Origin of the sequence: Actinomadura sp. NPDC049382 (assembly GCF_040677125.1) — a bacterium.
GTDB classification, from domain to species: domain Bacteria; phylum Actinomycetota; class Actinomycetes; order Streptosporangiales; family Streptosporangiaceae; genus Spirillospora; species Spirillospora geliboluensis.
On sequence record NZ_JBFARO010000099.1, the window covers coordinates 1 to 21,188 of the forward strand.

The following is a 21,188-nucleotide window of genomic DNA, read 5'->3' on the forward strand; positions in this document are numbered from 1 at the left end:
AAACACCCGGTCCCATCCCGAACCCGGAAGTTAAGCCCTTCAGCGCCGATGGTACTGCATGGGAGACCGTGTGGGAGAGTAGGACGCCGCCGGACACATATTGCAGGAAGGCCCCGCCGTTTTCGGCGGGGCCTTTCTCATTTCTGGCCCAGCAGATCGAGGCCGGGTGGTTGAGCGTGGCCCCGCGACGAGGTGAATCGCGAGGGCCATTTTTGTCAGTGGCTCGCAGGAGGATGGCGTCACACGGATCCCGTGCGGCACAAGCTGCCGAGGTGATCTACGGGCCGTGCCGCCGACCCTTTCGGAGGAGCCATGCTCAACGTCTCGTACGACGACATCAAGTGGGCTGAGTCGTTCAACGAGATCTACTGCTTCACCTTCATCAAAGGCGTCGAGGAAACCGAGGCGTTGTTGCGTCTGGGCGGCCTCCAAGACACGTTTCACCGCCGTACCTTGCAGGAGGCGAGCGAAATGTACGCGTCCTACGAGGCGGGTTATGCGAACGTCGCATTCGCTCTGGACCTCGGTGCCTGGACGATCCTGATCGAGCCTGACGGTTACCAGGGGTCGCTCATTGAACTGCTCAAGGCGCTGTCCCGGGGCACCGAGGCCGTGTCGGTGCAGCGGCACGACTACGCCGACCATGGCTTCGGTTATGCCGTCGATGGGACGCTGGTCACCGGATTCGAGCCCACCTGGCCCGGTCGCCGCTGGGGCAGCGAACCTGACCGCCTGCTGGGGAAGATGCGCACGGCGGGCCTGGACCCGGACCTCGATGACGAAGACGACTTTGTGTCGCGCGCCTACGTCCCCGCCCTCCTTCTCGCGGGTCTGATCACCGGCGTGCTTCCGCATCGGGACGCCTTCTCCGGGCGGCTCCTGTCCGCTGAGATCGAACCGTGGTTCAGTGCAGCCGAGCCCTGGCTCGGCCATGGTCCCACGGACCCCGAAATGATCGCGGCTCTCGACGCCGCCCCGCCGCACGTGCTCCGCTCCGTCGCCGCGCGCGAGGCGATGCGCCTGGCATCGGTCCTCGGCGTCGACGGAACCCCCGGCCTGGCCGAGGCGGTCGCCGCGGCCGAGCGCGGCGAGCCGGTCGAGGTCTCACCCACGTCCGAACTCGGCATGCGTGTCCGGTCCTGGCTGACGCGCTCACGTCAGGCGGCGCGGTCGCTCAACGCTCCGTTCGACCGCTCCGAGATGAGCGACGACGAACGGACCGAGGTGTCCCTGCTTGGCTGGTTCGCGGAGGCACTGAGGGCCGCGCTGTGGCCGGAGCCGCACGCGGCCGCCCGCGCCGTGCTCCGCCCGCTCACGCAGGGCCCGCCCGGCCTCCGCGACCCCGCTCAGGAGAGTGCCGTCCTGCACGCCCTCCGCGGCGACGCGAACCTGACCTGAGCCCAACTGGCGGTCCAGACGCCAGCCGTCTGCGTGCTGGTGGCGGTGACCCTGGCTGGTCAGGGGGGCGGTGCGGTAGAGGTGGACGAGGCCGCGGGTCACGGCCGCCGGCCAGACGGTGGCGTGCTGTTCGTCCGGGATGACTTCGCTGTGGGTCTTGAGGGCCGGGTGCTCGCGCAGCCGGGCGGTGAATCGCGCCAGGTCGGTGACCATGTCGAGCCCGGATAAGGTCTCCTGCATCGCGGCGGGCAGGATCGGCCAGCCGCGGACGGGGCTGTTCTCCCGTTCGCCCACGGCCAGGTAGACGTCGCCGGCCGCCCGGTCTGCGACGGGCGACCGGCGTCCGTCGAGCAGCAGCTGGTCGTCCCACCAGAGCGATGGGCTGACCGCCAGGAACCGGCGGGATCCTTCCGGACGGCGTGTCAGGGCCCAGCAGGTGAACAGTCCGCCCAGGGAGAAGCCGCCGAGTCCCCGATCGCCGGGATCGAGCGGATGAGTCGACTCCACGAACGGCGCGATCACCTGGTGGATCAGGTCGAGCATCGCGTCGGCACCGCCCGTCCCGTGCGGGGTCTGGCCGCGCAGGTAGCGGGACGTGGCGCTGGTCGGCGTCAGGTTCCGGACGCGCTGGGCGGTCGGCCGCTCGGGGCCGCCGGTGGAGGGGGAGATGCCGACGACGGCGATGGGACGCAACTGCCGCAGCGAGTAGGCCAGGGTCGTCTGCGCGATGTGCGCGGTGGTCAGGAATTCGGCGCCGGGCGTCCTGCTGCGGGTCAGGTGCGGGCGGCGAGGTCCTCGGCCGCACGGACGCGTGCCACCTCGGGCGTCCGGGCGTCCAGCCGGATCTTCGCGAGGGCCTGGCGGCCGAGATCGGCCGTCCCGGCGTGCTTGATCTCGCCGGGGGCGAGATACACCGTGAGGTCCGGGAAGATGACCAGCTTGCCGCCGTCGTCGGCGGGGGCCGTACGGAAGTCGTCCGGGTCGCGGGGGGCCGTCAGCCGCTCCTCGGCGAAGGCGGCCGCCGGATCCGGTTCGCGGGTTCCGGCGGGGACGAAGGTGCCGTTGCGGAAGTACACCGTGGTCTGAGCCCGGTCGCCCGCGGCGAGGGCAGCCCGTGCCGCGCGTGCCGGCGGGTCGGGCGGGCGCCGGATGAGGGTGCGCCCCGCGCTCTGCCGCCGGATCCGCCAGAGCTTGACCACCGTCCAGATGAGGAGCAGCGGCCACAACACGAGCAGGGCCACCAGCAGGCTCGCTCCCGGCGCGTCCACCTTGACGCGAAGTGCTTCGCTGGACCGCTCGCAGGTGACCGCGACGTAGTCGGTGGCGGGCGCGCGGAACGCCCCGACCCACCGGTATCCCTTGATCTCCGCGGCGTCGCCGTCGTGCCGTGCGCGGTCCAGGTTCACCGGGTAGGTGCCCTTCTGCCCGGCCAGCGTGCAGGTGCCGGGGTCCTCGGCGGCCGCCACGACGTGGACCCGGTAGCGCAGGCCCTCGTCCACCCAGAGGACCGGGCGGAGCTCCCCGGGCACGCTCCCCGGCCGGACGGCGTCGACCGTGCTGGCGGTGAGCAGCGCGTGGTGCGTTCCCCAGAACAGCGCGGTGAGCAGGACGAGCACGGCCAGCGGCCCGATCGGGACCAGATACGAGCGCCAGGACGTCGCGAACGGCACCCGATATCGATATGTCACCTTCTTCGGCACCCGCGAATTGTACGATCTTGCGGCCTGGAAAGGGAGATCATTTGGACGTGACGCGGACCGAGATCGACGGCGTTCCCGTGTTCTGGAACGAGGGCGTGCCGGGCGATGACTATCGGGCGGCGCTGGTGTTCCGTGTGGGGCGGGCGGACGAGACCCTCGCGAGGGGCGGCCTCACCCACCTGGTGGAGCATCTGGTGCTGCATGCCGTCGGCGATGCCGACTATCACCACAATGGCGCCGTCGACGCCACCACGACGACGTTCGTCACGCATGGCGAGCCCGACGAAGTCGCCGCCTTCCTGACGGCGGTGTGCCATTCGCTGGGCGCACCTCCTATGGAACGCCTCGAAGCGGAGAAGAACATCCTGCGGACCGAGGCCGAGAGCCGCGACCCCGGCCTGGCGGGCAGATTGCTGCTGTGGCGTTACGGCGCGGCCACCTACGGCTTGCCCGCCTATCCCGAGTACGGTCTCGGCGCTGTCACGTCCGATGACGTCAAGGAATGGACGGCGCGCTGGTTCACCAGGAACAACGCGGCGCTCGCGCTCATCGGCGGGCCTCCGCCGGAAGGGCTGGCCCTGCCGCTTCCCGAGGGCGAGCGGCGACCGTGCCCGGAACCGACCAGCGCGTTGCCCCGGACGCCCGCGTACTTCAACACCGACGTCAACGGCGTCGCGCTGACCGGCATCGTGCCGCGCGGCCCCGCCGCCGGGATCTACGGCGAGATCCTCGGCCGCCGCCTCCACCGCGTGCTGCGGCGGGAGAACGCGCTGAGCTACACGACGAGCGTCGAGTTCTTGGCGCGCCCCGGGTACACCGCGGAGATACTCGCGTTCGCGGACGGGCTCGCCGAGGCGCGTCCGGAACTGGCGGAGCGGTTCCGGGCGGAGATCGAACGCCTCGCCGCCGAGCCGGTGGACGCGGCCGAACTGGCCGAACTGGTGACGGTGCGACGCACCCGGAGCGCCTCCGACGAGGCCCGCGCCTCGCTGCCGATGGCCTCGTGCGTGGCCGAACTGATGGGGGCGCCGCAGCGCACGCTGGAGGAGACCCTCGCCGCCCAGGACGAGGTCGGGCCGGAGGACGTCCAAGAGGTCGGCCGGACCATGCTCGACACCGCGCTGCTGATGCTCCCGCTGGACGAGGAGCCGCAAGGCGCGCGCTTCGCCCCGGCGCCGGTGGGCTCGACGGTCGCGGTCGACGGCCGGATCCACACCCGTCCCGACGAGGTGCAGCGCGGGCTGATCGTCGGCCGGGACGGGGCCACCTCGCTCACCGGCCCGGCCATGGCCACGGTCCGGTTCGACCAGTGCGCCGCCGTGCTCGCCTGGCCGGACGGGGGACGCGTGCTGGTGGGCCTGGACGGCCTGATGGTCAGGGTCGAGCCGAACATCTGGAACGGGGGCCCCGACGCGGTCGCCGACGTCGACCAGTATGGGCCCGCCGAGGCGGTCGTGCGCATGCCGGAGCGTCCCGCCGACGGCGTCCCGGCCCGCATCGGGGCGCCGGTGGCCGAGCCGGACGCCCCGGAGAGCGGCGCGGCGCGGGCCGGAGTGGTGGCGACCGTCTTCGGGCTGCCCGGAAAGATCAGGGCTCGGCGGCGTGAGCCCGCCTGGCGGGACGCGGTGCTCGCGGCGGCGCTGCCGAAGGTGCGCGGCGGCGACCTGCACGCGGGCCTGGAACTGCTGGCCGGCACCCGCGACGACGCCGAGACCCGCTGCCTCTACCTGGAGAACCTCACCGACGCCGCGCTCGGGCAGGGCGCGCGCCTGGCGGAGCTGTCCGCGGCCGACCCCGCCGACCCGGACCTGTGCCTGTGGCTCGGCTCGACCCGCGTCGGCGAGGCGTGGAAGGCTCGCAGCGCCTACCGCGCCGAGTACGTCGAAGCGGAGCGGTTCGGCCGGTTCTGGCGGCTGCTGGCCCTCGCGGGCCCTCCGCTCCACCGTGCCGCCGAGCTGCTGCCCGCCGACCCCGTCCCCTGGGACAGGCTCCAGTGGCACGGCCTCGGCATGCAGCTCGAACGGGACGAACTCGACCGCGTCTGGCGGGAGCTCACCGCGCGGGACCCGTCCCTCTACGCGGGTCACATCTCCCGCTCGCAGGTCCTCTGCAAGAAATGGTGGGGTTCGGACGCCGAGGTGCTCGACTTCGCCGAGACGGCCGTCGCCGCGGCCGAGCCCGGCGACCCGGTCACCGCGGTGCTCGCGGTGGCGCATCTGGAGATCGGCGTCGAGATCGGAACCTGGGACGACCTGAACGGCTACCTGGCCCGGCCCTCGGTGCACGCCGCCCTGGTGGAGGCCGCCGACCGGTGGCTGTCCGCCGAGCGACCCCATCCGCGGAACCTGGAGGCCCACCACATCTTCGGTGCGGCGTTCTACCGGGCCGGTGACCACGACCGGGCCCGGCGCCACTTCGTCCAGGTCGGCCGTACCGGCGCCCCCGACCGCGCATGGGCGTACGCGGACGCCCCGGACCGGCTGCTGGCGCGGGCCCGCCGGGACGTCCGCGCGAAGGCGTCAGCCGGAAAGGGGAGCTAGCCTGCGGCCTCGTCCGACATAAGGGCTTTCGCGTAGTTCGCGAGCGAGCGGTTGTACTGCGGGAGGTGGCGGGAGAGCGCGCCGAGGGCGAGCGACACCGCCTCCCTCTCGCGGCCGAGGTCGGTGAGCGCCAGCGCCAGGAACGCGGTCACGGCGTCGTCCAGAGAGTCGGAGCAGGCGTCGCGCTCGGCGGTCAGGAGGGCGACGCTCTCCTCGGCCCGGCCCAGGTTGCGAAGGGTGCTGGCGTACTGGACGGCCGCCTCGCGCCGGCGCGTCCCGTCCAGCCCGGCCGCGAACGCCCGCTCGTAGTGGACGGCGGCCCGCGCCTCGTCGCCGATCGAGTCGTGCGCCGACGCCAGCTCGTACTCGGCGACCGGGTCGCCGGGCGGGAGCTCGCCGGTCAGCGCCTCCATCTCGGCGAGGAAGCCGGCGGGCTCGTGGTCGTCGAACGCGGCCCAGAGATCGGCGATCCGCCGCTCCCAATCGGGGGTGATCATGCTTGTGAGGATAGGGGCCCGGTGCCGGTGGCGGGTACGCCGCCGTGATCGCGGGGGCCGCAACGGTGCTGCAACCTGCCATGCGGCACAATTGGACCGCTCGACACAGGTCGGGATCATGGTCGCGTCGGTGCCAACCCACACATCTGCACCGGCGCGGCCACCGAGGCGGAGTCGCCACCGGAGCCCGGTCGGCCCGCGACAGGCCGTCGGGTCACGGCTCTCAGGAAGCGGCCGCGAGGCGGGTCTCGGTCCAGGCGGTGTGGCGTTCGCGCAGGTCGTCCGGGGTGAGGTCCGTCCGGCCCAGGCCGTGGTAGTTGGGGAGCCACGTTTCGACTGACCGGTGGGAGTTGGTGAGGGCGAAGACGTCCCACAGGGCAAGGTCCGTGACAGGGCGGCCCGCCTCCTCGTAGGCGTCGGTGAAGGCTTCGGCAGCGGCCGCGCCGTGGAGGAGCACGAGGTCGAGGCGGCACCAGGCGACGTCGAAGCCGCGCGGTGCCAGGGACGCGCCCGACCAGTCGACCACGCCGGTGAGGGTGTCGCCCTGCCACAGGACGTTGCCCGCCCAGAAGTCGTAGTGGGTGAGGACGGGTTCGGCTTCGGTGAGGCGGTGACCGTGGGCCGCCAGGAGCGGCGCACCGGGGGCCGAGTCGGCCACGCGGTGGGGTGAGGCGCCGGCTGCGGCCATGCCGTCGCGGAAGCCGGTGAGCCGCGCGGTGGGGATGGCGTGGAGGCGGGCCAGGACGCGGCCCTGCTGGACGGCGGCGGCGCCCGGGTCGACGGACGTGATGTCGGCGCGGCCGGGGAGGCGGGTGATCAGTACCGTGGGCTGCCCGGAGCGTGCTCCGTGCGGGTCGGCGCCGAGGAGGCGCGGGGCCCAGCCGTCCAGGCCGTCCAGGACTTCGAGGACGTGGGCCTCGTTCACGGCGGCGGTGTCGCCGGGCGGGAAGCGGCGCAGGACGGCCTGCCCGAGCGGCGTTTCGAGCAGGTGCGTGGCGGCGTGCGTGCCGCCGGCGAGGCGGCGGACAGCATGGACCGGCCCGCCGGTCGCCTCGGCGGCCCACGCCAGGGCCTCGGTGGGCGGCTGCGCATCGGTCATCGGACGTCCGGAGGGGTGAAGTAGGCGGCGCTCTCGGCGTCCGCCGGGTAGTAGGACTCGATGGCGATCTCGTCCAGCGTGATGTCCATCGGCGTGCCGAACGTGGTGATCGTCGAGAAGAGCCGCACCTCCCGGCCGCCGATGCGGATGATCATCGGGATGACGACGTCGGCGTCGATCGACGTGCCGGACGGGTCGTCCGGGGCGAGCAGCTCCTCGTAGAGCGCGGTGAGCTCGGGGTCGGGGGCCTTCGCCAGCTGCCGGAGGATCCTGGAGCGGAAGACCGCGCGCACATCGGCCAGGTTGACGACCAGGGGAGCGAACCCGCGCGGGTCGAGGCCGAGCCGGATCAGGTTGACCGGGGGCCGCAGAAGGTCGGGGTGGACGGTCGCGAAGAACGGTTCGATGGCGCGGTTGGTCATCAGGATGTTCCAGCGGCGGTCGAAGACCAGCGCCGGATACGGTTCGTGCGCGCTGAGCACCCTGGCGACCGCGTCCCGTGCCGCGGGCAGCGCGTCGCCGCCGAGCGGCCGCTCGGGGTACCGGGGGGCGAAGCCGGCGGCGAGCAGCAGCCGGTTGCGCTCGCGCAGCGGCACGTCGAGATGCTCGGCGAGCCGCAGGACCATGGCGGGGCTCGGGTTCGACTTGCCCGTCTCGACCAGGCTGACGTGGCGGGCCGAGACGTCGGCGGCGATCGCGAGGTCGAGCTGGCTGAGCCGCCGGTGGTGCCGCCACCCGCGCAAGAGCTCCCCGAACGTTTCCACGATCATCGAGGGTACTCAGCGCGCCGCCGGACGCCATGAAATGGGAGTTCATCGACAAGCGACGCGAACCCCGGAAAAACTGCGTCCATGACCACAGCGAACAAGAACCTCGTTCAGCAGGCACTCGGAGAACTCATCGGGACGGGCGACGTCGACGCCTTCGGGGCGTTCCTGCGCGACGACTTCGTCCACCACCGGCCCGACGCGACCACGTCCACCAAGGAGGAATGGCTCGCCAACGTGCGCGCGGCGCTCGTCCCGCTCGCCGGCATGCAGGTCGAGATCGAGCACGTGCTCGCCGACGGCGACCACGTCGTGATGTACTCCCGGCGCCGCCTTCCCGACGGCGGCCCGGAGGTCGCGATCGTCGACATCCTGCGCGTCGACGGCGACCTGATCGCCGAGGCGTGGGAGATCATCGAGCCGGTGGCCCGGGCCACCGCCAACCTGAGCTGGTGGGAGCCCGGCGAGAACTAGCGCGGCGCGGCCCCGGTCGGCGCGTTCGACGGCTGACGCGATGCCCGGCGGGTCGGCGGCGGAGACGCCGTAGGCTGCACGGGTGACTGAGAAGCTTTGGCAGATCGAGCCGTCGGGGCCGCTGCGCGGGGACGTCACCGTGCGCGGGGCGAAGAACGCGGTCAGCAAGCACATGGTCGCGGCGATGCTGGGCGAGACGCCGAGCACCATCGGCAACGCGCCGGACGTCGGCGAGGTCGGCATCACCGCGGGCATGCTGGAGCACATCGGGATGACGGTGGAGCGCTCCGGCGGTGACGTCACGGTGGTGCCGGGCCCGGTGGCGGACCCGAGCGTCGGCAAGGCGTTCACCGGGCTGAACCGCATCCCGATCCTGATGCTGGGGCCGCTGCTGCACCGGGCGGGCGAGGCGTTCGTGCCGCTGGTCGGCGGCGACCCGATCGGGCGGCGCCCGGTCGACTTCCACGTGGACGCGCTGCGCGCGTTCGGGGCCGAGGTGACGCACGAGGCCGACGGGATCCACGCGCGGGCGTCGCGGCTGGTCGGGACCCGTGTCGAGCTCCCGTACCCGAGTGTCGGCGCCACCGAGACGGTGCTGCTGGCGGCGGTGCGGGCGCAGGGCAAGACCGTCATCCGCAACGCCGCGACCGAGCCGGAGATCATCGAGCTGGCGCTGTTCCTGCAGCGGATGGGCGCGCGCATCTCGTTCGCCCCCGACCGGCGGATCGTGGTGGAGGGCGTCGAGCGGCTGAGCGGGGCGCAGACGCGGCTGGACGGCGACCGCATCGAGGCGTTCTCCTACCTGGTGGCCGGGCTGGTGACCAGGGGAGAGGTGCGGGTGCACGGCTGCCCGCAGGACCGGCTCGTCACCGCGATCACGACGCTGGCCCGGATGGGCGCCGAGTTCGAGATCACCGATGACTGGATCATGGCGTCCGCGCCGGACGGGCTGAGCCCCGCGGCCGTGCAGACCGACACCCATCCGGGGTTCGCGACGGACTGGCAGACGCCGCTGATGGTGCTCTTCACGCAGGCCGAGGGCATGTCGGTGCTGCACGAGACGGTGTACGAGAACCGGCTCGCGTACGTGCCCGCGCTGCAGAGCATGGGCGCGGAGATAGAGGTCTACGACACCTGCCTGGGCGGGCCCGCCTGCCGGTACCACGACACGGCGGCGCTGCACTCGGCCGTGGTGCGGGGCGTGACCAAGCTCCGCGGCGGGGACGTGACCATGCCCGACATCCGGGCCGGGTTCTCGGCGGTGCTCGCGGCGGCCGTCGCGGAGGGGCCGTCCACGCTGCGGGGCGTCCACCACATCGAGCGCGGCTACCACCGCCCGGTCGAGCAGTTCCGGGCGCTGGGCCTCGCGCTGCGGGAGGGGTAGCGGCCGCTCCTTACCCGGTGATGGCCGAAACCTACAAGACGGATGCCGGCGCGGCGGCCAGGCTGGAGCCATGGACATCGACAAGGCATCCGACTTCATGGCCACGCACGCGCGCCTTCTCGACCGGCGCCGTTTCGAGCAGGTGACGGGGGACGGTGACGGGGACGCGCTGCTGTCCGCGCTGAACGCCTACCGGAACCCCGACGGCGGCTACGGCCACGGGCTGGAGCCCGACCTGCGGTCCCGGACAAGCCAGCTGAGCCCGGCCCTGCACGCCTTCGAGGTCTTCGAGGAACTGGCGCCCGCCACGGCGCCGGAGGCCGCCGCGCTCTGCGACTGGCTGGAGTCGGTCGCGCTGCCGGACGGCGGCGTCCCGTTCGCGCTGCCCGTGCCCGACCCGGCCGGGTGCGCGCCGTTCTGGGCGGGCGCCGACACCGGGTCGTCCTCGCTGCAGATCACCGCAGTGGTCGCCGCGATGGCGCACCGTGTCGGCGTCCACGACAAGGCCGTCGCCGGGCATCCGTGGCTGGAGCGGGCGACCCGCTACTGCCTCGACACCGTCCGGGCGAAGGACGACCTGCACGCGCTGGAGCTGGCGTTCACGCTCTGGCTGGCCGACGCCGTCGAGGACACCGCGACCATCGCTGCGCTCGGAAGGCACATCCCGGAGAGCGGCTGCGTGCACGTCCAAGGCGGCCTGGAGGACGAGATGATGCGGCCCCTCGACTTCGCGCCCTACCCCGGACGCCCCGCCAGGGCTCTGTTCAAGGACGAGGTGGTGCAAGCCGAGTTGCGGCGCCTCGACGAGGAGCAGCAGGACGACGGCGGCTGGCGCGTCGACTTCGCCAGCTACTCGCCGGCCGCCGAGCTGGAATGGCGCGGCCATCAGACCGTCAAGGCCGTCTCCATCCTGACCCGCAACGCCGTGGGCTGAGCCCGCCGCCGTGGGAGCATGAAGGGTCCCATCCGCGCTGAGGCGCCGGACGCGCTCAGCAGACGGCACCGGAGGCTCCCGATGGACAACGGCCCGGGCTACACGGCGCTCACCCCGCTCGCTTTCCTCAAGAGGTCGGCGGAGGTGTTCCCGGACAAGACCGCCTACGTCCACGGGGACCGCCGCGCCACCTACGCCGAGTTCGCCGCCGAGGCGACCCGGCTGGCGCACGCGCTGCGGGCGTCCGGCATCGAGCCCGGCGACCGGGTCGCCTACCTGGCGCCGAACGTCCCCGAGCTGCTCGTCGCCCACTTCGCCGTGCCGCTGGCCGGGGCCGTGCTCGTCGCGATCAACACGCGGCTCGCGCCCGGCGAGATCCGCTACATCCTCGACCACTCGGGGGCGAAGGCGCTGGTCGTGGACGCGGCCCTGCACCCGTCGATCGCGCCCGTCGCCGACGGCCTGCCGCAGGTCGTCACGATCCCAGCGCCGGGCGCGGACGCCGACCCGGCGGTCGGCGGCACCGGCTACGCCGACCTGCTGGCGCGCGGCTCCGACGACCCGCCGCCCTGGGACGTCCCCGACGAGAACGCCGCCATCTCGATCAACTACACGTCCGGCACCACGGGACGTCCCAAAGGCGTCGTCTACACCCATCGCGGCGCCTACCTGAACGCGCTCGGCGAAGTCCTGCACTCCCGGCACACGCCCGACAGCGTCTACCTGTGGACGCTGCCGATGTTCCACTGCAACGGCTGGTGCACGCCGTGGGCGCTCGCCGCGATCGGCGGGACGCAGGTGTGCCTGCGCGCCGTCGCCGCCGCCGAGGTGTGGCGGCTCATCGACGCCGAGGGCGTCACCCACCTCAACGGCGCCCCGACCGTGCTGGTCACGATCGCGAACGCGGCGGAGGCGCATCCGCTGGAGCGGCCGCTGACGGTCACGACGGCGGGCGCGCCGCCGAGCCCGACGATCATCGGGGAGATGGAGCGGCTCGGCGCGCGCATCGTGCACGTCTACGGGCTGACCGAGACCTACGGCCCGTACTCGGTGTGCGAGCCGCAGCCCGGCTGGCCGGGCCTGCCCACCGGCGACCGGGCGCGGCTGCTGGCCCGGCAGGGCGTCGGCATGGTCCAGACGGACGGGCTGCGCGTCGTCGACGACGCCATGGCCGACGTCCCCGCCGACGGGGAGACGCTCGGCGAGATCGTCATGCGCGGCAACAACGTCATGAGGGGCTACCACCGGGACGAGGAGGCCACCGCGCACGCGTTCCGCGGCGGCTGGTTCCACTCCGGCGACCTCGGCGTCCGCCACCCGGACGGCTACGTCGAGCTGCGCGACCGGTCCAAGGACATCATCATCTCCGGCGGCGAGAACATCTCGACGGTCGAGGTCGAGCGGGCCATCGACTCGCACCCGGCCGTGCTGGAGGTCGCCGTCGTCGCCGTGCCCGACGACAAATGGGGCGAGCGCCCCAAGGCGTTCGTCGTGCTCCGCGACGGCCACGCCGCGACCGGGGACGAGCTGATCGGGCACGTCCGGGAGAGCCTCGCCCGGTACAAGGCGCCCGACACGGTGGAGTTCGTCGCCGAGCTGCCGAAGACGTCCACCGGCAAGATCCAGAAGTTCCAGCTCCGGGAGCGCGAGTGGGCCGGGCGGGACAGCCGTGTCCAGGGGTGATCCGGAAGCCGGGAACCCCTGCCGCATCGGGCCTCCCGTCAGGGTGAGGACGGGCCGTTCGTGGGAAGTGTTCCCTGCGCGAGGGCCGGGCCGCCGGCCGTTCGTCGAGAGGGGAGCGTGATGGCGCCCACCGGGAGGCCGACCGGGAACGTGCTGATCGTGGGGGCGGGCCCGACCGGGCTCCTGCTGGCGGGGGACCTGGCCGCGGCGGGCATCGGCTGCACGGTGCTGGAACGCCGCGCCGAGGAGACGAGCACCCTGACGCGGGCGTTCGCCGTGCACGCCCGCACCCTGGAGACCCTGGACGCGCGCGGCGCCGCCGCCGACCTGATCGCCGCGGGGACGCGGGTAGGCGCGCTGCGGCTGCTCGGCGCGACCGCCCTCGACCTCTCGCGGCTGACCGGCCGCTTCCCGTTCGTCCTCGTCGTCCCGCAGTACGAGACCGAACGCGTCCTGAAGGAGCGGGCGCTCGCCGCGGGCGCGGAGATCGTGCACGGCGCCGAGGTCACCGGCCTCCGCCAGGACGCCGCGGGCGTGGACGTCGACGTGCGCACCGCCGGCGGCGAGACCTCGACCCGCCGCGCCTCCTACGTGGTGGGCGCCGACGGGGTCCGCAGCACCGTCCGACGGGAGCTCGGGCTGCCGTTCCCCGGCCGCGCGGCGGTGCGCTCGGTGATGCTCGCCGACGTCCGGCTGGACGAGGCGCCCGCCGCCACCCTGACCGTCGGCGCCGTCGGCGACGCGTTCGCGTTCATCGCCCCGTTCGGCGACGGCTGGTACCGGGTGATCGCCTGGAACCGGCGGCACCAGGCGCCCGACTCCGAGCCCGTCGACATGGCCGAGCTGCGCGAGGTCGTCCGCCGCGCGCTCGGCAGCGACCACGGCATGCGCGACCCGCGCTGGACGTCCCGGTTCCACAGCGACGAACGGCAGGTCCCGAGGTACCGGGTCGGGCGGGTGTTCCTCGCCGGGGACGCCGCGCACGTCCACTCCCCGGCGGGCGGGCAGGGCATGAACACCGGCGTCCAGGACGCGGCGAACCTCGGCTGGAAGCTCGCCGCCGAACTGCGCGGATGGGCGCCGTCGTGGCTGCTCGACAGCTACCACGAGGAGCGGCACCCGGTCGGGCGGCAGGTCCTGCGGGGCAGCGGCGCGCTGCTGCGGTTCGCGCTCGCCGAACCGCGCTGGCTGCGCGCGGCCCGCGGCGCCGCGGCGTGGGCGGCGACGCACGTCCGGCCGGTGGCGCGGCGGCTGGCGGGCGCCGTCTCCGGCATCGACATCGCCTACCCGGCGCCGCGCGGGGCGCACCGGCTCGCCGGCCGCCGCGCCCCCGACGTGCCGCTGGCGGGCAGCCCGCCCCGGCTGTACGAGCTGCTCGGCGACGGGATGTTCGTCCTCGTCGTCGCCGCGAACGACCCCGCCGTGACGTACCTGGCGACGAAGCGGTGGGCGGGACGGGTGCACTGCGCGCTCGCCGGCGGCGCCACCCGCACGACCGCGCTGGTGCGGCCGGACGGCTACATCGCCTGGGCCACCGACGAGACCGCCCCCGACCGGCGCGCCGCCGAGATCCGCGACGCGCTGGGCCACTGGTGCGGGCCGCCCGCCGACCGCGCCGTCCACGAACCCCGCCGGATCGGGAGCGTCCCGGGCGACGGCAAGGAGCAGAGGAGCTGAGAGAGCATGGCAGACGGCACGGGGGGCCGTAACGTCGCCCGCAAACTGATCGCCTCGCATCTGGTGAGCGGCGAGATGCGGCCCGGCGCCGAGATCGGGATCCGCGTCGACCAGACCCTCACCCAGGACGCGACCGGCACGCTGGTGATGCTGGAACTGGAGGCCCTCGACCTGGACCGGGTCCGCACGGACGTGTCCGTCCAGTACGTCGACCACAACCTGCTGCAGGCCGACGAGCGCAACATGGCCGACCACATCTTCCTGCGGTCCGCCGCCCGCCGGTACGGGCTCTGGTACTCCAAGCCCGGCAACGGCGTGTCGCATCCGACGCACATGCAGCGGTTCGGCGTGCCCGGCGCCACGATGGTCGGCTCCGACTCCCACACCTGCGCGGCGGGGTCGCTCGGCATGCTCGCGATCGGCGTCGGCGGCCTGGAGGTCGCGATGGCGATGGCCGGGGAGCCGCTGCACGTGACGATGCCGGAGATCTGGGGCGTCCGGCTGACCGGGGAGCCGCCGCCCTGGTGCAGCGCCAAGGACGTGATCCTGGAGATGCTGCGCCGGCACGGGGTGCGCGGCGGCGTCAACCGGATCATCGAGTACCACGGGCCCGGCCTCGCCGCGCTGACCGCGATGGACCGGCACGTCATCGCCAACATGGGCGCCGAGCTGGGCGCGACGACGACGGTGTTCCCGGCCGACGAGCAGGTCCGCGCGTTCCTGCGCGCCGAGGACCGCGAGGACGACTTCACCGAGATCACCGCCGACCCGGACGCGTCCTACGACGTCACCGAGGAGATCGACCTGTCCGCGCTGGAGCCGCTGATCGCCCGCCCCAGCTCGCCCGGCGACGTCGTCCCGGTGCGGGAGGTCGCGGGGGAGGAGGTCCACCAGGTCGTCGTCGGCTCGTCGGCGAACCCCGGGCTGCGCGACTTCGCGTCCGTCGCGGCCATCGTGAAGGGCCGCCAGGTGCACCCGCGGGTGTCGCTGGACGTGAACCCGACGTCCCGGCAGATCCTCGTAGACCTCACCCGGATGGGCGCGACCACCGACCTCGTGCAGGCCGGCGCCCGCATCCACCAGACCGGCTGCATGGGCTGCATCGGCATGGGGCAGGCGCCCGCGATCGGCCGCAACAGCCTGCGGACCATGCCGCGCAACTTCCCCGGCCGCTCCGGCACCAAGGACGACCGGGTCTGGCTGTGCTCACCGGAGACCGCCGCGGCCGCCGCGCTCACCGGCCGGATCACCGACCCGCGCGACCTCGGCACGGACCCGCCGGCCGTCCGCCTCCCGGCCGCCTCCAGCGTCAACCGCGACATGCTCGAAGCGCCGCCGCCCGAGGACGAGGCCCGCCGCGTCGAACTGGATAAGGCGCCGAGCATCGGCGTCCTGCCGGAACTGGACCCGCTCCCCGACGAACTGGAGATCCCCGTCGCCATCAAGGTCGGCGACGACGTGTCCACCGACGAGATCCTGCCCGCGGGCGCGCGGGCCCTGCCGTTCCGCAGCGACATCGCCCGGCTCGCCGACTTCGCCTTCGTCCAGCTCGACGAGGACTACCCCGACCGGGCCCGCGAGACCGGCCCGCACGCCGTCGTCGGCGGCCGCAACTACGGCCAGGGCTCGTCGCGCGAGCACGCCGCCATCGCGCCCCGCCACCTCGGGCTGCGGCTCGTCCTCGCCCGCGGGTACGCGCGGATCCACTGGCAGAACCTCGTCAACTTCGGGATCCTGCCCCTCGAATTCACCGCCGAGGACGACTACGACCGCGTGGAGCAGGGCGACGTGCTGCGCGTGGAGAACATCCGGGACGCCCTGAAGGCCGGGACCGAGATCGACGTCCGCAACACCACCAAGAACGAGACGTACCGGGCACGGCACCGCCTGTCCCCGCGCCAGCGAGACCTGGTGGCCGCCGGCGGCCAGATCCCCCTTCTCCGCACCCGCACCCGCACCCGCAGCCCTCGCCAGTCCTAGCGGAGGTGGTGGTTAGTAGCGGCGTTCCTCGCGGCCGTAGCCGAGTTCCTCGGCGATGTCGGCGACGTTCTCGTACTCGCGTTTCGGGAGGGTGCGGAGCTGGTCGACGGCCTCGTCCGGGGCGCCGGCCTCGGCGGCGTGGCGGACGAGTTCGTTCGGGCGGGCCGGGTAGCGGACGCCGCTGAGCATCCGGGCGAGGGCGCTGCGGCCCTCCACGTCCCGCGCGCTCATGCCGGGCGGGGAGCCCTCGCGGTCCCCGGCGGCGGACGCGTTCGGGTCCGCCGGGTAGTCGTCGGAGAACGGCTCGGGCTCCTTGAACTCCTCGGCGTGGGTGGAGTGCCCGCCGCTGACCATGCCGTGCGTCTCGCGGCCGATCTCGTCATCGGCCCTCGGTCCGTGCTTGTCGCTCATGTCTGGCATGGGAAGAGCGTTCCCGGGCGGCCGTGTCCAAACATGCGGCCGATCTTGGACGGCCCCGTGCCCGGCCGGGCTAGGACCGGCGGATGAGCCGCAGGACGCGCCGCGCCAGCGAGTTCTCGGCGGGCTCGTCCGGTGCGGTGTCCTCCGCGGCCTCCTCGGCGGCGGGCGGGGCCGGGTGCGGCTCGGGCGGCGGACCGGCCAGCTCGTAGTTGACCGGCAGCGACCGCAGGCCCCGCATCAGCGGGGACGACCGCCAGGGGAGCTGGTCGGCGGGCAGCGCGAGCCGCAGCGCGGAGAACCGGTCGAACAGCCGCTCCACGGCGATCGTCGTGATGGTGGTGGCGAGGTCGCGGCCGAGGCAGGCGTGCGGGCCGGCGCTCCAGGCCAGGTGGGCGCGGGAGGAGTAGATCGAGTCCGGCGCCGTGGCGCCGGTGAACGCCGGATCCAGGTGGGCGGCGGCGGGCGACACCATGACCGGGTCGCCGGCCGCGATCTGGAACTTGCCGAGCCGGACGTCCGCCTTGGCCCACCGGAACGACAGGTTCGCCATCGGCGGGTTCGCCGCCGCCGCCCGGTTGATCGCCTCCTGGATCATGCCGGCGGACATGCTGTCGCGGGCGCCGGTGTCGCCGATCAGCACCTCGGTGATGGTGTTGCAGATCAGCGTCCCGGTGACGTCGCCGACGAGCCCCGACAGCATCGCCATCTCGCGGGTGAGCTCCTCGGCGGTCAGGTCGGGGACGGCGGCGAGCATGTAGGACGGCAGGTCGGCTCCGGGGGACGCGACGCGCGCGGCGCACACGTCCGCGAACCGGGCGTGCAGCCGGTCGGACGCCTCCTGCGCGTCCGGGCCGGCGTCCATCACCCGCCACAGGTCGATGATCATCTCGTCGTCGCCGTCGGCGGCGGTGCCGAGCAGCCGGCCGATCACCATCAGCGGCAGCGGGCGCGCGTACTGGGCGGACAGGTCGGCCCACCCGGACGCGCCGCTCTCCGACAGCACGGTGATCAGCTCGTCGGCGTACCGGCGGACGGCCAGTTCGAGCGCCTTCGCCTCGGGCCGGGCGCGCTCCTGGAAGGGGCGCAGGCCCTCGCTCCAGGCGCTGCGGAGCCGGGTGGAGTCGGCGCCGTCGCGGAACGCCGAGTTGTCGGACAGCACCACCGGCAGCATCGGCCAGTCCGCCGGGACGGCGCCGTCGCGGTACTGGCGCCAGTTCTCGACGCGGCGGCTCCAGACCCCGCGGGCGTCGCGCATGATGTCGAGCGTCTGCGTGTAGCCGATCACGAGCCACGCCGGGACGCCGAGGACGTCCACCGGCGCCACCGGTCCGTACTCCGCGCGCAGCCGCTCGTAGAAGACCGCGGGGCGGGACTCGTAGTCGCGGTTCAGCAGGGGCTGGACGGCGAGCGCCTCCAGCGGGGGGTGCGCGGGTGCGGGGTCTGCCTGCGGCGTCTGGGGCTCCACGTGCACAAACCATAGGAGAGATCGTTCGCCGCCGACGCTGATTGCGGTGGAATCGCCCAAAATGATCTTTCGGACGGACCCGGATGGCCGAATCCCCGCGCGATGTGTGAGGCTGGGAGGTGCCCCTAAGAGAGCTGGAGGTCCGCATGGCCGAAACGTCAGGAGAACCCGCCGAAGGCGAGGACGACGTCAAGCGCAGGTTCCGGGAGGCCCTGGAGCGCAAGCGCGGAGCGGCGGCGAAGAACGCCGGCGCGACCGGCAGGAACGGCTCGAAGGTGCGCGGCGCGCATGACCGCGCCGACCATCAGCGGCAGTTCCGGCGCAAGAGCGGCTGACCGCGACCACCGTCCGACCCCCGCGCGCGAAGCGCGGGGGTCCTTTCGTACCGCCGGTCAGCTCCCGTAGAGCTTCTTGTCGTAGTTCGCCTCGGAGTAGTGGGTCTCCAACTGCTCCAGGGTCTCCTCGGTGTACTGGACGTCCTTGACGATCCGGGCGTGCGCCGGCAGCGACTCGGGGTCCCACGTCTCGGGCTTCCACACCTTGGAGCGCATCAGCGCCTTCGCGCAGTGGAAGAAGATCTGCTCGATGTCCACGATCAGCGCGAGCGCGGGCCGGTGGCCGCGGACGACCATCTCGTCGAAGAACGGCGCGTCCCGGACGAGGGTGGCCCGGCCGTTGATCCGCAGGGTCTCGCCGCGCCCCGGCACCAGGAAGATCAGCCCGACGTGCGGATTGCTCAGCACGTTCATGAACCCGTCGGCGCGGCGGTTGCCGGGCCGGTCCGGGATGGCGATCGTGGTGTCGTCGATGACGTGCACGAACCCGGGCGGGTCGCCCTTGGGGGAGACGTCGCAGTTGCCGGCGGCGTCGCTGGTGGAGATCAGGCAGAGCGGGGAGTGGGCGAGCCACTCCCGGTCCCACGCGTGCAGGGTGACGCGCTCCTTGTCGATCGCCCGCCGCATCGGCGCGCCGAGCAGCTCGCGCAGCTCCGCCGCGGACGTGATCGCAGTGAACTCGGGGGCGACCGTCATCGCCGCTCCTTCCGCTGGGAGACCGGCGATCAGCGTAACCCGGCGGTGCTCGGGCGCCTCCGGGCGGGTCAGCGCTTCGCGGCGTAGCGGCGGACGCCGCCCTCCTCGTGGACGTCGAGGACGCCGCGGTCGGCGAGCACGTCCAGGTGCGCCTCGATCTCCAGGACGGCCAGCATCCGGCTGAAGGCGTCCAGGTCGGCGAGGCTGCGCCGGCGGCGGGTCCACGGCATCGCCTCGGCGGCCGCGAACGCCGTGTCGCGGCCCGCCCGGACCTGCGCGGCGGCGGCGTCGAGGCGCTCGGCGTGGTGCTCCAGCAGCTCGTCGATCCGGGTGTGCACGCTCGGCTTCACCGGGCCGTGCGCGGGCAGCAGCAGCGTGTCCGGCATGTCGCGGACGAGCCGCAGCGACTCCAGGTAGCTGCGCAGCGGCTTGCGCTCCGGCTCCGTCTCCAGCCCGATGGACGGGGTGATGTGCGGCAGGATGTGGTCGCCCGCGAACAGCAGCCCGGCGGCGGCGTCCCGCAGCACGATGTGGCCGCGCGTGTGGCCCGGCGTGGCGAACACGTCCAGGTCCCGGACGGTGAGGCCGACGCGCTCGCCGTCGTCGAGCCAGGCGTCCGGCAGCGTGTGGGGGATGTCCCGCTCGGAGCGGTCCACCGGCATCCCGGCGATCTCGGCGGCCAGGGCGTCCGCGCCGCAGCGGCGCAGCATCTCGACCTGGCGGGGGTGCAGGCCCCGCCGGACGTCGAACGCCTCGATCGACGGCCGCTCGCCGCGCCCGATCCGCACCCGCGTCCCGAACGACTCGCGCAGCGCGAGGGCCTGCGAGTAGTGGTCCCAGTGCGCGTGGGTGACAAGGAACTGCGCGACGTCGTCCAGCCCGTGGCCGAGCGAGCGGAGGGCCTTCTCCAGGGTCGTGCGCGTGTCGGGCATCGCCCAGCCGGAGTCGACGACGACGGGGCCGCCGTCGTCCTCGATCACGTAGACGTTGACGGCGTGCAGCGACGGGATGGGCAGCGCCAGGGGGATCCGGTGCACCCCCGGCACCACCGGATGAGCGCCCGGTTCGGTCCAGTCAGTCGGCTGCTCCACGACCGGTGCCGTCACCGCGCGCCCCCTTGATCCTCGAATCACGTTCTACTTGAACCTACTTGATGCCGGACGCCCGCGACGCCGCCGGGGGGCCGGTCAGCCGTGCCGCGCGTCACGTTCGGCGGCGCGGCGGGCCTCGGCGGCGGCCGTGCGGGCCTCGCGCGCGGCCTCCTCCGCCCGCGCCCGGTGCTGCTCGGCGCGCTCGGCCCGGCGGGCCGCGGCGTCCCGGTCTGCGGTCGCGCGCTCCAGTTCGCGGCGGAGCCGCCCGACCTCGGCGGACGCCTCGCCGGCCTCGCGTTTCGCGGCGTCCGCCCGCTCGGTGCGCTCGGCCAGCTTGCGTTCGGCCTCCTCGGCGCGCCTGCGCAGCGTCTCGGCGCGCCGCGCCCGCGCCGCGCTCGTCCGCGTCACGGTCGGCCTCGGCCGCTCGGGCTCCTCCTTCTCCTTCTTCCTCGGCTCCGGCTCGGGCGCCTCCTCCGGCTCCGGCTCCGGCTCGGGCTTCGCGCGCTTCCTCTCCGGCGGTGCCATCGGGAAGCCGGCGGGGACGAAACCGGTGTGGCTGCGGGGCTGCGCCAGGCGTCCCGCCCGGACGTCGTCGGCGATCTCCGCGTCCACGGTCGCGGCCTGCAGCGTGTCCTCGACCTCCCGGACGGCCTGCTCGCGCAGGTCGCCGCCCGCCTCGGCCGCGAGGTCGCCCGCCGTCCGCACGAGCGAGGCGACCAGTTCGGCACGGCGCTGCTCCAGGTCGCGCAGGCCGCCGCCGGCGCCCCACGCCGAGCGCAGCTCGGCGCCCACGTCCAGCAGCCGCCCCAGTTCCCCGGCGGCGGAGCGGCTGAGCAGGTTCACCGCCCAGGCCGACAGCGTCGGGCGGCGCAGGGCGCCGATGCGCTTGGCGAGGGCGGCGTCGCCGGCGTCCTTGGCCTCCCGCGCGAGCCGCTTGCGCGTCTCCACGAACCGCGCGGGCGGCACGCCGTAGAGCTCGTCGGCCGCGCTGCTGAAGTCCACGCCTGGTCTCTACCCCGCGGCGCGCCGCCCGGATCGGGTCTGGACG

At 73.6% G+C, this 21,188-nt stretch carries 18 protein-coding genes, 1 rRNA gene and 1 pseudogene; 10 read left to right on the plus strand and 10 right to left on the minus strand.

The annotated features are described in order from the left end of the window. Positions 1-95 (plus strand): 5S ribosomal RNA (gene rrf, locus AB0K34_RS35285); the annotation flags it as partial. A gap of 217 nt (positions 96-312) precedes the next feature. Further along, complete coding sequence (locus AB0K34_RS35290) at positions 313-1,398, plus strand: DUF6461 domain-containing protein (RefSeq protein WP_301177480.1); 1,086 nt, start codon at positions 313-315, stop codon at positions 1,396-1,398. Positions 1,399-1,578: 180 nt separating this feature from the next. On the opposite strand, the pseudogene AB0K34_RS35295 reads toward AB0K34_RS35290, so the two are convergent. Next, positions 1,579-2,013, minus strand: a pseudogene (locus AB0K34_RS35295) (alpha/beta hydrolase-fold protein); the annotation flags it as partial. A gap of 158 nt (positions 2,014-2,171) precedes the next feature. Next, on the minus strand, positions 2,172-3,098 hold the full coding sequence (locus tag AB0K34_RS35300; protein WP_301177479.1) for a hypothetical protein: 927 nt from the start codon (positions 3,096-3,098) through the stop codon (positions 2,172-2,174). A gap of 47 nt (positions 3,099-3,145) precedes the next feature. Here AB0K34_RS35300 and AB0K34_RS35305 point away from each other — a divergent pair, with 47 nt between their 5' ends. Then, on the plus strand, positions 3,146-5,638 hold the full coding sequence (locus AB0K34_RS35305) for a hypothetical protein (RefSeq protein WP_301177478.1): 2,493 nt from the start codon (positions 3,146-3,148) through the stop codon (positions 5,636-5,638). On the opposite strand, the gene AB0K34_RS35310 is transcribed toward AB0K34_RS35305, so the two are convergent. The 3 genes from AB0K34_RS35310 to AB0K34_RS35320 form a co-directional block, all read right to left on the minus strand. After that, complete coding sequence (locus AB0K34_RS35310; protein WP_301177477.1) at positions 5,635-6,135, minus strand: tetratricopeptide repeat protein; 501 nt, start codon at positions 6,133-6,135, stop codon at positions 5,635-5,637. The two genes, AB0K34_RS35305 and AB0K34_RS35310, sit on opposite strands and share 4 nt — an antisense overlap. 223 nt (positions 6,136-6,358) lie before the next feature. Continuing rightward, on the minus strand, positions 6,359-7,234 hold the full coding sequence (locus AB0K34_RS35315) for an aminoglycoside phosphotransferase family protein (RefSeq protein WP_301177476.1): 876 nt from the start codon (positions 7,232-7,234) through the stop codon (positions 6,359-6,361). Further along, positions 7,231-7,998, minus strand: a complete 768-nt coding sequence (locus AB0K34_RS35320; RefSeq protein ID WP_301177475.1) for a helix-turn-helix transcriptional regulator — start codon at positions 7,996-7,998, stop codon at positions 7,231-7,233. Before AB0K34_RS35320 ends, AB0K34_RS35315 begins: the two co-directional genes overlap by 4 nt. A gap of 87 nt (positions 7,999-8,085) precedes the next feature. Between AB0K34_RS35320 and AB0K34_RS35325 the strand changes: the two genes are divergently transcribed. From AB0K34_RS35325 to AB0K34_RS35350, 6 genes are all read left to right on the plus strand, one after another. Further along, complete coding sequence (locus AB0K34_RS35325; RefSeq protein WP_301177474.1) at positions 8,086-8,475, plus strand: nuclear transport factor 2 family protein; 390 nt, start codon at positions 8,086-8,088, stop codon at positions 8,473-8,475. A gap of 82 nt (positions 8,476-8,557) precedes the next feature. After that, positions 8,558-9,859: a UDP-N-acetylglucosamine 1-carboxyvinyltransferase gene (murA, locus tag AB0K34_RS35330; protein ID WP_138639507.1), complete on the plus strand. Its 1,302-nt coding sequence runs from the start codon at positions 8,558-8,560 to the stop codon at positions 9,857-9,859. Between the two features lie 70 nt (positions 9,860-9,929). Then, positions 9,930-10,793, plus strand: coding sequence for a hypothetical protein (locus AB0K34_RS35335; RefSeq protein ID WP_301177473.1), 864 nt, complete (start codon positions 9,930-9,932; stop codon positions 10,791-10,793). A gap of 81 nt (positions 10,794-10,874) precedes the next feature. Beyond that, entirely contained in the window at positions 10,875-12,476 is a 1,602-nt protein-coding gene (locus AB0K34_RS35340; protein ID WP_301177472.1) for a long-chain-fatty-acid--CoA ligase, read from the plus strand. A gap of 120 nt (positions 12,477-12,596) precedes the next feature. Then, complete coding sequence (locus AB0K34_RS35345; protein ID WP_301177471.1) at positions 12,597-14,153, plus strand: FAD-dependent monooxygenase; 1,557 nt, start codon at positions 12,597-12,599, stop codon at positions 14,151-14,153. A gap of 6 nt (positions 14,154-14,159) precedes the next feature. Further along, positions 14,160-16,133: an aconitate hydratase gene (locus AB0K34_RS35350; protein WP_364553204.1), complete on the plus strand. Its 1,974-nt coding sequence runs from the start codon at positions 14,160-14,162 to the stop codon at positions 16,131-16,133. Positions 16,134-16,145: 12 nt separating this feature from the next. Here AB0K34_RS35350 and AB0K34_RS35355 read toward each other — a convergent pair whose 3' ends face one another. Together AB0K34_RS35355 and AB0K34_RS35360 are read right to left on the minus strand one after the other, a co-directional pair. Further along, positions 16,146-16,544: a DUF2795 domain-containing protein gene (locus AB0K34_RS35355; RefSeq protein WP_240807234.1), complete on the minus strand. Its 399-nt coding sequence runs from the start codon at positions 16,542-16,544 to the stop codon at positions 16,146-16,148. 79 nt (positions 16,545-16,623) lie between these two features. Then, positions 16,624-18,018, minus strand: coding sequence for a cytochrome P450 (locus AB0K34_RS35360; protein ID WP_138634614.1), 1,395 nt, complete (start codon positions 18,016-18,018; stop codon positions 16,624-16,626). 146 nt (positions 18,019-18,164) lie between these two features. On the opposite strand from AB0K34_RS35360, the gene AB0K34_RS35365 reads away from it, so the two are divergent. Continuing rightward, on the plus strand, positions 18,165-18,353 hold the full coding sequence (locus AB0K34_RS35365) for a DUF5302 domain-containing protein (protein ID WP_138634617.1): 189 nt from the start codon (positions 18,165-18,167) through the stop codon (positions 18,351-18,353). A gap of 57 nt (positions 18,354-18,410) precedes the next feature. Here the strand turns inward: AB0K34_RS35365 and AB0K34_RS35370 are convergent, their stop codons facing one another. The 3 genes from AB0K34_RS35370 to AB0K34_RS35380 form a co-directional block, all read right to left on the minus strand. Beyond that, positions 18,411-19,049, minus strand: coding sequence for a pyridoxamine 5'-phosphate oxidase family protein (locus AB0K34_RS35370; protein WP_364553206.1), 639 nt, complete (start codon positions 19,047-19,049; stop codon positions 18,411-18,413). 68 nt (positions 19,050-19,117) lie between these two features. Beyond that, on the minus strand, positions 19,118-20,155 hold the full coding sequence (locus AB0K34_RS35375) for an MBL fold metallo-hydrolase (protein ID WP_138634623.1): 1,038 nt from the start codon (positions 20,153-20,155) through the stop codon (positions 19,118-19,120). An 81-nt stretch (positions 20,156-20,236) separates the two neighbouring features. Next, complete coding sequence (locus AB0K34_RS35380; protein WP_364553208.1) at positions 20,237-21,142, minus strand: hypothetical protein; 906 nt, start codon at positions 21,140-21,142, stop codon at positions 20,237-20,239. Positions 21,143-21,188 lie beyond the last annotated feature (46 nt).